At 67.2% G+C, this 12362-nt stretch carries 15 protein-coding genes; 8 read left to right on the forward strand and 7 right to left on the reverse strand.

Annotation, left to right across the window (positions count from 1 at the left end):
* The 3 genes from AB0J74_RS17545 to AB0J74_RS17555 form a co-directional block, all read right to left on the reverse strand.
* Positions 1-1088 (reverse strand): cbb3-type cytochrome c oxidase subunit I (locus AB0J74_RS17545; protein WP_363448952.1); only part of this gene is annotated, 1088 nt, incomplete at its 3' end.
* Positions 1089-1206: 118 nt separating this feature from the next.
* Positions 1207-1536, reverse strand: coding sequence for a hypothetical protein (locus tag AB0J74_RS17550; protein ID WP_363448954.1), 330 nt, complete (start codon positions 1534-1536; stop codon positions 1207-1209).
* A 13-nt stretch (positions 1537-1549) separates the two neighbouring features.
* Positions 1550-1954, reverse strand: a complete 405-nt coding sequence (locus tag AB0J74_RS17555; RefSeq protein WP_363448956.1) for a hypothetical protein — start codon at positions 1952-1954, stop codon at positions 1550-1552.
* 616 nt (positions 1955-2570) lie between these two features.
* Here AB0J74_RS17555 and AB0J74_RS17560 point away from each other — a divergent pair.
* Together AB0J74_RS17560 and AB0J74_RS17565 are read left to right on the forward strand one after the other, a co-directional pair.
* Positions 2571-3425 (forward strand): DUF2637 domain-containing protein, encoded by an 855-nt coding sequence (locus tag AB0J74_RS17560; protein WP_363448958.1) that lies wholly within the window; start codon positions 2571-2573, stop codon positions 3423-3425.
* Positions 3426-3511: 86 nt separating this feature from the next.
* Positions 3512-4888 (forward strand): helix-turn-helix transcriptional regulator, encoded by a 1377-nt coding sequence (locus AB0J74_RS17565; protein ID WP_363448960.1) that lies wholly within the window; start codon positions 3512-3514, stop codon positions 4886-4888.
* Here AB0J74_RS17565 and AB0J74_RS17570 read toward each other — a convergent pair.
* The gene (locus AB0J74_RS17570) at positions 4885-5448 is read right to left on the reverse strand and encodes an NUDIX hydrolase (RefSeq protein WP_363448962.1); all 564 of its coding nucleotides are present in this window, start codon (positions 5446-5448) and stop codon (positions 4885-4887) included. The two genes, AB0J74_RS17565 and AB0J74_RS17570, sit on opposite strands and share 4 nt — an antisense overlap.
* 338 nt (positions 5449-5786) lie before the next feature.
* On the opposite strand from AB0J74_RS17570, the gene AB0J74_RS17575 reads away from it, so the two are divergent.
* The 4 genes from AB0J74_RS17575 (at position 5787) to AB0J74_RS17590 (ending at position 7760) form a co-directional block, all read left to right on the forward strand.
* Positions 5787-6038, forward strand: coding sequence for a hypothetical protein (locus AB0J74_RS17575; protein WP_363448964.1), 252 nt, complete (start codon positions 5787-5789; stop codon positions 6036-6038).
* Between the two features lie 38 nt (positions 6039-6076).
* Positions 6077-6310: a hypothetical protein gene (locus AB0J74_RS17580; RefSeq protein ID WP_363448966.1), complete on the forward strand. Its 234-nt coding sequence runs from the start codon at positions 6077-6079 to the stop codon at positions 6308-6310.
* Positions 6297-7022: a DUF397 domain-containing protein gene (locus AB0J74_RS17585; protein WP_363448968.1), complete on the forward strand. Its 726-nt coding sequence runs from the start codon at positions 6297-6299 to the stop codon at positions 7020-7022. The genes AB0J74_RS17580 and AB0J74_RS17585 overlap by 14 nt, the downstream gene beginning before the upstream one ends.
* Before the next feature lie 384 nt (positions 7023-7406).
* Positions 7407-7760 (forward strand): helix-turn-helix domain-containing protein, encoded by a 354-nt coding sequence (locus AB0J74_RS17590; protein ID WP_363448970.1) that lies wholly within the window; start codon positions 7407-7409, stop codon positions 7758-7760.
* Between the two features lie 49 nt (positions 7761-7809).
* Here AB0J74_RS17590 and AB0J74_RS17595 read toward each other — a convergent pair whose 3' ends face one another.
* From AB0J74_RS17595 to AB0J74_RS17605, 3 genes are all read right to left on the reverse strand, one after another.
* Positions 7810-8607, reverse strand: a complete 798-nt coding sequence (locus AB0J74_RS17595) for a phosphotransferase (RefSeq protein ID WP_363448972.1) — start codon at positions 8605-8607, stop codon at positions 7810-7812.
* 110 nt (positions 8608-8717) lie between these two features.
* Entirely contained in the window at positions 8718-8864 is a 147-nt protein-coding gene (locus AB0J74_RS17600) for a hypothetical protein (protein WP_363448974.1), read from the reverse strand.
* Positions 8865-8881: 17 nt separating this feature from the next.
* Positions 8882-9976, reverse strand: a complete 1095-nt coding sequence (locus AB0J74_RS17605; protein WP_363448976.1) for a radical SAM protein — start codon at positions 9974-9976, stop codon at positions 8882-8884.
* A gap of 714 nt (positions 9977-10690) precedes the next feature.
* Between AB0J74_RS17605 and AB0J74_RS17610 the strand changes: the two genes are divergently transcribed.
* Both AB0J74_RS17610 and AB0J74_RS17615 read left to right on the forward strand, forming a co-directional pair.
* Positions 10691-11203, forward strand: a complete 513-nt coding sequence (locus AB0J74_RS17610) for a DUF4365 domain-containing protein (protein ID WP_363448979.1) — start codon at positions 10691-10693, stop codon at positions 11201-11203.
* The gene (locus AB0J74_RS17615; RefSeq protein ID WP_363448981.1) at positions 11200-12324 is read left to right on the forward strand and encodes a hypothetical protein; all 1125 of its coding nucleotides are present in this window, start codon (positions 11200-11202) and stop codon (positions 12322-12324) included. The genes AB0J74_RS17610 and AB0J74_RS17615 overlap by 4 nt, the downstream gene beginning before the upstream one ends.
* Positions 12325-12362 lie beyond the last annotated feature (38 nt).

Raw genomic sequence — 12362 nt, forward strand, 5'->3', positions numbered from 1 at the left:
AGGAAGCCGAGGGAGAACAGCATCGGCGTCTCGAACGTGAGCTGGCCACGCCACATCGAGCCGATCCAGTTGAAGAACTTCACGCCGGTCGGCACCGCGATCAGATAGCTCAGGAAGCTGAAGAACGGCAGCAGCACCTGGCCGGTGGCGAACATGTGGTGCGCCCAGACGCTCATCGACAGCGCCGCGATCGCGATCGTTGCGCCGACCAGACCCTTGTAGCCGAACAGCGGCTTACGGGAGAAGACCGGGATGACCTCGGTGATGATCCCGAAGAACGGGATCGCGACGATGTAGACCTCGGGATGGCCGAAGAACCAGAACAGGTGCTGCCACATCAGCGCGCCCCCGGTGGCGGGCGAGTACACCTTGGCATCCAGGATCCGGTCGGCGCCCAATGCGAGCAGCGCGGCCGCCAGAAACGGGAAGACGATGATCACCATCCAGGCGGTGATCAGGATGTTCCAGGTGAAGATCGGCATCCGGAACATCGTCATGCCGGGCGCCCGCAGCGTCACGATCGTGGTGATCATGTTGACGCCACCGAGGATCGTGCCCAGGCCGGAGATCACCAGGCCGACCAGCCACATGTTCGGCCCGATCCCCGGCGAGTTCTCCACGTCGCTGAGCGGCGTGTAGGCGAACCACCCGAAGTCGGCGGCACCGCTGGGCGTCGCGAACCCGAGGACTACCAGCGAACCGCCGAACAGATACAGCCAGTACGCGAACGCGTTGAGCCGCGGGAACGCGACGTCTGGGGCGCCGATCTGCAGTGGCACGATGAAGTTGGCGAACGCGAACAGGATCGGCGTAGCGAACAGCAGCAGCATGATGGTGCCGTGCATGGTGAACAGCTGGTTGTACTGCTCGTTCGACAGGAACTGCAGGCCCGGCCGGGCCAGTTCGGCGCGCATCAGCAGCGCCATGATGCCGCCGGCGATGAAGAAGCCGAACGCCGTGGTGAGGTAGAGGAGCCCGATCTGCTTGGCGTCGGTGGTCCGGATCAGGCGCCCGAGCGCGGATCCGCGGGTCTGTTCCCGCACCGGCCACGGCCGCGTCACGATCGGCTTTGGAACTACGGACGTCAAAACAGGCCCCCCGAGGTCGGTCTCCAACCAGCCTTTGGCCTAACGAGACTGGCCATTCGCTAGATACGACCCAATCGGAAGAGCCCACGGTGGGGCGACGGCGCGATCGGCGAGGGTGTCACCACCACCCGACGACGTCGGGGAACGGGTCTGGCTGTTCCCCGAGTGGCCGGGCGGAGCCGAGCACGCCGCTCGCGGCGTCGACGACGGCGGCCATCGCGACCACCCCTGCGGTGTCGACAATGGACTCGTCGCGTACGGCTCGGGCCCAAGCCGTGCCGTCGGGCACGACGACCAGCACTGGCTCGCTCTCTCCGAGCCGGATCGGCAGGAGGGTGGTGGCACCGGTCGGATCGTCGGGAGTCCATATCGGAGCACTGGTGGCGACCGAGCCGTCGGATGGGCCGTCATACCTGACGTCGACCGTCACCTGCCAGCTGCGGGGCACCACGGCACCGCCGTCACGACCGCGGTGCCGTTGTAGGACGCGTTGGCATCGGGTCTCGCGCCGGCGACCCGGCCGCCCCACAACACCCGGGCGGGCCCTTCATCCGGTTCTGGTTGCCGACCGTGGCGGTGTTGACCGCGTCCAACGCCAGGCTCCGGTCGATCGTTCCTCGGGCGCCGGTGAGCGCGGCGTCGAGGTCGGCTTCGCGCAACGGCGGGAACGGCAGCAGGGGATCGGCTGGCCCGATGTCTTGGACGACGCCGTCGCAGACCACCCGCCACGATTCCGCGCGTTGCGTTGCCAGGGTTTGCCGGAGCCGTTCGGCCCACTGTTTGAAGGTTCGCGCCGGGTCATTGCCGTCGTTGTCGGTGGTCCGGCCGCCACCTGACGGAGTCAGCACGATCGCGGTGGCGGCCACGACCGACCGCCGCCGCCGCGGTTGCCACCGTCAGGCGGCGCCGCCGCACCCGCCGGTGGCGCGCCCGCAACCGGCCGAACGGATCCGGCGCCGGTCGCGCTTCGCCGGCCATGTCGTCGAGCACCTCGCGGATGCGTTCGTCCACGCTCATCGCAGGCTTCCTTTCGCCGGTTCGTTGTCGCCAAGGGCGGCCCGCAACCGCGCCAGCCCGCGCGACGCGTGGCTCTTGACCGTAGTCAATGAGCGAAAAAAGGCAGGCGTCGGTTGATGCCAGGTCCGACGCCCGAAACCCCTACGTCCCAACGCATCCCGCGTGGTGTGACCGCAGCCGTTGCACCGCCGACCCGGCCAGCCAGGCCAACGGCTACCGGTCCGGCGTCGGTGGTGAGCACAGGTCGGCCCCGGTTCCGCTGGGTCTGACGGCGGCTCAGTGGCTGCCGGCTCGGGACGGGACGGCTTGGCTGACGGAGGCGTGTGCTCCGTGGCGGTGTGAGCCCTATCTGCATGTGCAGGTGGGTGACTCGCACCTGTCCATGCCCGCCGACGCCGCCGAGCGGGTGCTCGATGCCCTGTTGACGCTGCTCAGGTCGGCCTCACCTCAGGTGGAGGTGAACCGATGAAGACCCGAACCGACAAGACGCTGTTGATCCTTACGGCCGTGTGCGTCGCTGGTCTGGCCATCGTGGCGGGCGCGATCAGCTTCGCGCACATGCGCGAGTTGGCCACCCATCATGGCCAGACCGGTTGGAAGTCGTACGCGTTCCCGATCAGCGTGGACGGGCTGGAAATCGTGGCCAGCCTCTTCCTGGTCGCGCAGCGTCGTGCTGGGCGGCCGACGGGTTGGGTTCCGTGGGTGGCGCTGATCGTCGGCATTGCCGCGAGCCTGGCGGCGAACGTCGCGGTGGGTGGCGCGGATCCGATCGGCAAAGCGCTTGCTGGATGGCCGGCGCTGTCCATGCTCGTCTCCGTCAAGTTGCTGTTCGCCATGTTCGATGCGGATGACAGCCATCGGGCGGTCGTCCGGGACGATCAGCGGACACTCCCAACCGTCCCGGACGTAGCCCAAAGCGTTCGGACGGCCGAGACGGACGACATAGCAGGGACCGAGATCGTCTCCTGCCACCAAGTGGAAGCCCAGCCCTCGTCCGTGACCGGCCCGACTGACGTGGTCGGCCGCGTGGCGGGAGGCATCGATGGCCGCAACAGGCGGGCTTCGCCGTCGAGCGTTGGCACCATCTCGCACCTCATACCGGCGGCGAGAACCGCCCGCGCCGGGTTGGCCCGCGAGGGGCGATCACTGTCTCGAGACAACCTCGCGGACGCCCTGCGTGATAGTGGACACGGCGTGTCAAACGAACGCGCATCCCTCCTGGTCAAGATCCTCAAAGCCGAGCGGGACACGACCACGATCGGGCCATTGTCCACACCAACTCATCCGGCGGACCCCGACAAAACTGAGAACGTTGCGTGAACCGGAGTGACGGTAACGTTAGCGGTACGCGCCAATGCCTATCGGGTGACAGGACCGCATTTCGTCTGGACCTTGGGAGCGAAACGATGCCGCGACGGACCGTCGTTGTTGATCCGGGCTTCGGACGGCGGCTCAAGGAACTGCGGGAACAGACTGGCATGTCGTTGCGGCGTCTTGGGCAGAAGATCCATTGCTCGCATGGCTACCTTTGGGATCTCGAATCCGGGACCAAACGTCCGAGCGTGTCGGTGGCGGCCTTGCTCGACGCTGCGCTCGGCGCAGGTGGACAGTTGTCAGCATTGGTGTACGCCCTGTCAGCCGACAGCCCGGAACGGCCCGTCAGGGTTGAACGCGGCGCCCATGCGGAACCGGCGGGGCTAGAGTTCGCGCCGGACTGGCGGCACGGAATAGATGTCGCCGTGGAGCTGTGGCGGGGAGACATGCAACGGCGCGACGTACTTCGGACCGCGGGTTTCAGCGCGGCGGCGTTTCTGCCTCCCGCTATGCGGTGGCTGATCTCGCCGCTGGATGAACGACCTGCCGGTCGCGGAGAAAAGCTGATCGGTTCACCAGATGTGGAGACGGTGCGCCGCATCACCGCGACGTATCGAACGTTGGATAATCAGTTCGGCGGCGGCCACATCCGAGAAAGCGTGGTTCGTTTTCTGCATGGCGACGTCGCGGAACTGGCCAGGGGCCGATTCGATCCGGCAACCGGCGGTGCGCTTTTCTCGGCCGTCGCGGAGGCGACGCAGCTTGCTGCGTGGGCCTCATACGACTCGGGTCTGCACGGCCTGGCTCAGCGTTACATGGTGCAGGCGTTGCGGTTCGCGGCGAGCGCCGGTGACCGGGCGTTGGGTGCGGAGATCCTGGCGGCGATGAGCCATCAGGCAGCGTACATGCGCGCCTCCGGCGAGGCCGTAGATCTTGCCCGCGCGGCCGGGCGTGCCGCTGCCGACGCGGGGGTAGCCGCGATCCAGGCGGAGGCGGCGGTTCTCGAAGCGCAAGGGCACGCGGTGGGCGCTGACGAGGCTGCATGCGCGTCGGCCCTCGATAGAGCCGAGAAGATTTTCGATAAGGCGGATCGGGCTAGCGATCCCCAATGGATCGGGTACTTCGACGAGGCGTATCTCGCGGCGAAGTTCGGCCACTGCTTTACCGCTCTCGGCCGAGGTGACATCGCTCAGCGATTCGCGACACGGTCTCTCGACATGGACGGGCGCCAGTACGCCCGCGGCCGCCAGTTCAACCTCGCGCTTCTAGCGGTCGCGCACGCTCAGTCCGGAAACGTCGAGGAAGCGGCCCACGTAGGAACTCAGGCTGTTGAGGCCGCTGAAGGACTCGACTCCTCACGGGCGCGCGACTACCTGGTCGATCTGGCCAGCCGCCTCGGCAAGCATGCCGGCCTTCCGGCGGTACGTGACTTCGCCGAGCGCGCCCGACCGGTACTTCAGGCGGTTTAAAGCTTCCCAGAGGCCCTGAGCAGCAGCACGGCGAGCAGTCCCGACACGGAACCCGCGCCAACGATGGTCCCGTTGGTCATGTGCTGCTGAATGTCGGACAATGGAATCCACTCGATGCGCTCGGCTTCGTTGATGTCTGGTGCTGTACCCGTGGGGTCGGCGCCACGGGCGAGATAGATGACGTTTTCCTGGTCGATCGTCCCCACCATCGGCTGAAACGTCACGAGCTTTTCCATGGTTCGCGGGCGCCATCCGGTCTCTTCCTCGACTTCACGCGCCGCGCAGGTCAGCGGATCCTCCGCCTGGTCGACGTAGCCGCCAGGCAGCTCCCAGACCCACCGCTTCATGATGAAGCGGTGCCGCCACACCATCAACACACGCTCATCGTCGTCCAGAACGACGACCATCGCGGCGCCCGGCACCCGGAGCACGTATTGCTCGAAACGAACACCATCGGGTAACTCCACGTCGGCAACGCTCAAGACCGCCCGCCGGGTGTCGTCGACAATCCGTTCCCCGTGGATCGTCCATTCACTTGCGCGCTTGGGCTCCGCCGTCATGCCTGGACCGTAGCCGCTCGCTCGCCGGCCTGTACTCCGCCGGGGTCTGTCGGCTGACAGTGGCTGACGCCTGTCGACTTTAGTTCGACGGTCCGCGACCGTCACGCTACTCATCGAAAGACATGGTGACCAGCAAGTTCCTGACCGGCCGCCGGCGTGTGCATGGGTGCGCCGACGGCCGGCACGGGGAGGACGAATGGCTCCCCGCCGCTGTGCGACATGTGGCTCCGCGGTGGCGGGTGAATCGGGTCGGGCGCGCCGCGTGATGCACCGGATGCGGATTCCAGTCGGGGTTTGCGCGGCGCGCCCGGCCCATCGTGAGCGGGAAAGCAGGTGACGTGGCGACGTATTCCGGCGGCCGGCAGGTCGAGCAGGCCCAGGCGGTGCTGGACAGGCACGCGGTATCCAGCAGCGACGGCCTGTGCGTGGAGTGCAAGGTGCTCGGCCCGTGTCAGGCGCATGAGGCAGCGACCAACGTATTCGCGCGGTCGGCGCGGCTGCCCCGCCGACGGCCGGGCCTGACCCGCCCGGAGATCGTAGGGGCACGCAGGGTTACGGCCGGCTTTCTGTCACTGGGCGGCGCGGTATGAGCACGGCTTCGACACCGCGGCTTCCTCGGTCTGGAGAAGTGCTGGCGCTCGGCCGTGAGGCCAGCGTCCAGTTCGACGGAGCGAACGCGATCTTGGCGCGGGTGATTCGTTGCCATGACTGGCCGACGTACGAAGGCTGGTGCTGGCTAGACGTCTACCAGATCACGGCCGCCGGCGATGCGGTCGAGCGGCGTTCGGTCTTCGTGCGGGTTGCCGGGATGCGCACGGTTGGCGACCCAGCCCGAATGGGGCGGCGCCGTGACCGCCGTTGAGGTCCTTGGACTGGTCCACGCGCCGTCGCGGCCGGGCTGGCAATGCCAGGTCGACGGTGCGGACTGGCCGTGCGGCGACGCACGCGTCGAATTGCAGGAGCTGTTCGGCGAGGACGACTTGGCGCTGGCCGTGTTCCTGGTCGAGCACTTGTTCGCGGCGTCGAAGGACCTGTACGGAACCGCGAAGTGCCAGCCGCGGCCGTTGGCAGAGCGGTTCGTCTTCTGGGCGGCCGAACCGACCACCACCGAGCGGTGGCTCAACGCCTACCAGACGGTCCCAAAGGCCGCAGCGCGGCGATCCGCTTCCCGGTTGCCACACACGAAGCGGCAATCCCTTTGCTCAGACCCTCAGGAGGGCCACCTCATGCCGTACGGATCAAGCATCCCGAACAGCGTCGGCGCGGAAACCAATGGCTCGCACTGGGATGTACGGGAGGAGACCGACGCGGTCTACGTCCGTAACTCACGCGTCCCCCTCGGTCCGGAGCTCCGGTTCACACACGACGAGTGGACGGACCTCTTACGGGTGGTCGCATCCGGCGGCCTACCCGCCTACGCAGAAACACTCGGCCTTGGACACGCCATCAAGATCGCACTTCCGGACCGCGAAGCGGACGCCCTTTTCTTCTGGATCGATGAGATGGGCGCGTTTACCAAGGACGTCCGCAACGGAAAGTACGGCCCAGTTCCCTCGATCGAGTTGAGGCCGTGAAGGCTTCCGGGCGCTCGCCATCGCAGCCGGCGGCGTCAACAACCGTCGACGCGATAGCTCCCAGTCTTGCGCCCGGTGCGGCGTCTGCCGCGCCGGTCGACGACGGGCTGCGGTCGCTGGTTGACCGTGCCGCCGCGGTGGCCAGGAGGCACCAGGCCTGTCCGGATGGGCTTTGTGGCGAGTGTGAGCGCTTCTCGGGGCGGCTGGTGTGGTTTCCATGCGAGCAAGCCCGATGGGCACACGCGGTTCTCGATCACCTCGGCACCACGCCTGCATCGAAATGAGGGATTTCGCGGTGACAGCGGCGCACGTCGTCTCGGGCCGCCGGCTGAGGCCGGGTGGTCCACCTATCCGCATTGCCCGGACGCGACCGAGGCGGCTTCGATGAGAGACCAAGCACGCCGGTGGGTCGAAGGCCTTCCGAGGGGGCTGTTTGCCGATGCGGTTGTCGCTCATGCGCTTGCGACGAGGGACTTCGGTGTCGTGTTCGCCGCCGCGAAGGCAGCCGGGATGAGCTTCAACGCGATCGCTGCTGCCACCGGCATGAAAGCCGAGAGGGTCAGTCTCGTCGCCCGTGGCGCAGCGTCCGTGACCGCCCTCGCCACCGTCGAGCGCATCGCGGACGGTCTCCGCATCCCTGGCGCGATGGTCGGGCTTGCGACGCGCGCATGGGAACGCGACGCCGACGCGGGCAATTTGAGGTGTCGGTGCGAGTGTCACTGCCGCCGCGCTGCCTAGCGTCGCAGCTGCACGAACATGCGGTGGTGCGATTGTTCGGGTGAGTTCGTCAGCGCCTGCGATGGGCATGCCAGCGGTTGGCGGACTTAACCATTTGCTGCTTCCAGCCGGTCGGATCGGCGGCAGCGATCTCGGCCCACATCCGGGCCAGCGCTTCCGCGATAACGTCCGGGCCGCGGGCAGGTGCGTTGGCCCAGCTCGGCAGCTCGTTGACGCAGGCCTCCGCCTCCTGTGGGGTGTGGCCCGCGAAGATTAGCCGCACTATCAGGCAGGCGGGATCGATGAATCCGGCGCCGAGGGTGGGCCAGGCCCAGTCGATGAGGCGGGCGTCCTCACCGTGGATGAGGACGTTGTCGGGGCTGTAGTCGGTGTGGAGAAGCACATCGCCGTGCAGCAGCTGCAAGTCTGCGCTGTCGAGGTAGCGGGCCCATCGCCGTTCAGCGCGTTTGATCTGGGGCAGGTCCGGACACCACAGCAGCGCCAGCCGGCGCATCGCGTTGACAACCTTGGGTACATCCGGTGAGCCCGGTGCGTAGTCGGCGTGTCGGCCGGGTGCGGCGCGGAAGCCAAGCAGGTCCCAGCCATCCGCCTCGGTGCGCCACAGCAGCTCGGGGGACAGCGCAGTCACGTACCGGCTGACGGCGGCTTCCCTGCCATGGCAAGCCGCCCGGGGATCGTCAACCCGCAGCCCTTTGACGAACACCGGCCCGTCATCGGTGCCCAACAAAGCAGCGATCGCGGAGTTCTTCCCAGCCGCCGCAGTCCGAGCGGAATGCACGGAGCCAGTGCGACACTCGACGGCTGCACGAACCGGCGCGTCCAGCTGCTCCCAGTCGGTGCGCTGCATGGGTTTCCCCTCCGCGGACGACGATCATCGTCAGGGCCGCGAAGAAGTCTCCCATAGCAGACCGTGCCCGGCCTGCAGGCAGGCCGGGCACGGCGGGAAAGTTCACTCGATCAGTAGGGGTTGTCGTCGCTGGCGGCGCACGAGCACTTGTTGGCCGCAGAGAACTCCTCCATGTCCACGACCGTGATTTCGCCGGCCTGCGGCTCGGGGTCCTGAGGCCGGGCGGGGAGTTCGATGACGACGGGTACGGCGGGCATGCGTGGTGCTCCTCTCGTCAGGTGCCGTGTTGGCAGTACGTCCGCAGGTCGGCCTTCGCCGTGCGGTAGAGCTGCACCAGCGGCATACAGGTGCCGCAGGTGCCCTGGAGGGTGCAACCGGTACAGCCGCCCTGGCGGCCCAGGAGGCGATCGGCGATCCCGCCCAAGCGCCGAAGACCCTCGACGCCCTCCTCCAGCAGCGGGACGGACGGGTCGCGGCCCACCTTGCAGATCGACGCCCGCCCAAACGGGTCGACGTGGAAGAAGGTATGGCCGGCGTTGCAGCCCGTGAACGGCGTGCGGCGCCGCAGGTAGGCCGGATCTTGCGACCGCAGCACCTCCGGGCCGCCGTAGATGGTGGGCGAGATATTGCTGTACACGTGGTATGTCAGGCCGTACCCGTCGGCCAGCGCCTTCATCGCGTCGAGTTCGTGCGCGTTGCTCTTCGTGACCACCAGGTTCAGGTTCATCGGCAACCTGGCCGCGACGGCAGCTGAGAGACCCTTCGCGAACTTGTGGAACGACCCCGGCCGGCGAGTCACCGCGTCGTACCCCTCGGCCGTGGCGCCGTAGACGCTGACGGTCAGCTTGTACACCGGACGGCTGGTCAACAGCTCGAGAACGTCGTCGCGCCACAACCGGCTGCCATTGCTGCTGATCGTCAACTGCATCCCGAGGTCGTAGGCGTATGCGTACACCTGGGCGAAGAACCGGTCCACCAACGGCTCACCGCCCGTCAACTGAAGCCACACCACCCCGGCATCCCGCATCATGTCCAGCAGCCGCTGCCGGTCCGGCCAGTCAAGACCCTCGAACCGCTTCAACCCCAGATAGCAGTGCTCACAGTCGTAATTGCAACCCAAGTTCAGCTCGTAGGACGCTCGCCCGTAGCCGTAAGGGCTAAGCGGCCGCAGCAGTACGGCAGCATTCATCGGTTGACCGGTGATATCGAGACCCCAGGCTTCACGGGCTGACTCAGATAGCCAACGAGGAACTAGCGCGGACTGCCACAGCTCGTCGAACTGTTCCTTGGCGACTCGAAGGCCACGGGCGTTTCCTGGCCGCAAAAGGAAGAACCCGCCCAAATACTCGGTACCGATCAAGGTTTTCATACGACCAAACCTCCGGCGAGATGTCATGGCTCGCGGACCCGCATCGATCCGCGCGAGTATCGGGGCGCTTACGTTACGTAGCCTGAACGCTTCGCATAACCCCACCATGGGGTGGCACCGAGCGCTTCGTGCGCAGCCGTCCAGTTCGTTGGTCTGCGGGAACGAGCGATCGTGGTTGTCGGCAGGTCGGCGGGTTCAGCCGCTGCTGGCTGGCGGCCGGGGGGAGTTGCCCGCGCCGCAGGTCGGCGCCATGAGCGCCGGCGGCGCCGACCGGATGTCGTCGCTTGCACGGCCTAGACCTCATACGGCGACGTTGCCAGGTCTGTGGTGTGCCGGCGCGCGGGGCGCGGCCGAGCAGGACCACTTCGGTGGACCTTCTGATGGGGATCGGCGCGTGCAATCGGACGTCGCCTGCGGATGTCCAGAGTGCGTTCATTCCGGGTGCAACGGTTGAGGGCAAAGCGATCCGGGCTGCGGTGACGCCGGCCCCTTCTACCCGGCGTCCGCTATGAGGACCGGCCATTGACCGATCCCGCCGGCCAACCGGTCGAAGCTCTCCGCTGCCGCCCAGGCGAACGGCCGAGAAACTCGGCTCCGTGGCGGGCCTGTCGTTGCGAGCCGTGCTCGCGAAGCGAGAGGGGTTCTCCTCGGCAGTGACGAGAAGTATGTTTACGGCCACGGTGGGCGTCGGGCGTCGGCACTGGGGCAAGGTGGATGAGCTACGGCAAGTACAACCATCAAGGCTATTTCGGTGAGAGTTTCGTGCGCGTGCTGGCCAGCGCCGCCGGTCTCATCGCCGGTCAGCAGGATCTCGACCACACCGGCGTGGATTTCTCCATCGATTTCCCGGGGACGCGTGGCACTGCTCGCTTCCCCAAGATCGAGGCGCAGGTCAAGTCCTGGTCCAGCCCGAAAGGGAGCGACCGGCACTGGCACTACCCTATGGATGTCCGGCACTACAACAACCTCGCGGGCGAAGGCTTCGCGGTGTCGCGCTATCTCTTCCTGGTCGTCGTCCCTGCGGACGCTGATCAGTTCGTCGAGGTGGACGAGACCTCCATGCGGCTCCGGCGCTGCGGATATTGGGCATCCCTGCGCGACCTTCCGGTGATCGACCAGGCGACGCGAGGCCACGTGACGGTCCACGTGCCCAGGCGCAACCTGCTGACCGTCAGCGGCCTTCGGTCGCTTCTGCATCCCGTCCCGGCCCAGCGGGTGCCTTCGTGACGCCGCATGTCACGGCGAGCGCCGACGAGATGAGTGCCGCCGGGGCCCTGGCGCCGGAGACCCTGACCGGATACCTGTCGTCGACCGGCTGGGCGCCGCAGCAGCGTTTCGATCGGTCGACCATGTGGGTGCGCCAGGAGGAGGACGGCGATTTCCAGGTCCTGGTTCCGGGCGATCGCGAGTTACGCGACTACCAGAGCCGGGTGTCCGATTTGCTCAGCACAGTGGCGGCCGTCGAGGAGCGGCCCATCCGCCTGCTCCTTGACGATCTTGAAAATGGCGGGGTCGACAGCCTTTCCTTCCGCCTGCGGCCCGACGGCCCGCCAGGGACAATTCCATTGTTCAACGCCGTGGACGCCGTCGCAGGGGTGCGAGAGTTGGTCGTGTCGTCCGCGTACGCCCTCATCAGCGACCGGCCGATGCTGGTCCAGGGACGTCGACCGGACAGCGCTCTCGACTTCGCCCGCGGCGTGCGGCTGGGCACTCCGCGCGCGGGTAGCTGGGCGATCGCCGCGCAGCTCGCCGTGGCGCCGGTCGAGGTGAGTGCCGAGCTGCCGCTCGCACGGCGGGTCTCGCTGCAGATGCACCGCGCGGTACGAGCGTGCTTTGCCGCCTCAGGCGAGGCGCTGCGCGAGTTCGATCTCGAGTTGTTTCTACGCCGTACGGGTGAAGGTGTGTCGGCGAACGTCTGTGAAGCACTGGCCAAGCTCGGCCGTGACGGTGTTCCTTACGACGTCAGATTCACCTGGGCACGCCAGCTTCCGTCGTCCGTGCCGCCTCGCTCGTTCCGTTTCAGCACTCGCCGGATCGAGGTGCTCCATACGGCGGCGGAGCAGCTCAAGGTGGCGGTTCCAGACGGCGAGGTCACGGTCGAGGGCCACGTCAGCAGGCTGAGACGGGACATCGGTGAGGGTGGCCAGGCAACGGTGCGCGGCCCGATCTCGACGGTGTACGGCACCTCGGAACGATCCGTCCGGGTATTGCTGCCGGACGACCTCTACCAACGGCTCGTCGACGCGCACGGACGTCGGCAGCGCGTGAGCGTCACCGGCACGGCCGCGCGCGGGCGCATCGAGCGCGTTTCTCGAATCGAAATCCTGGACGGCGCGCCCCCAATCTGACCGGTTCGTGGGATAGGCGCCGCCAATGATCGACGCGA

This window comes from Asanoa sp. NPDC049573 (assembly GCF_040676615.1).
Lineage (GTDB): Bacteria > Actinomycetota > Actinomycetes > Mycobacteriales > Micromonosporaceae > Asanoa.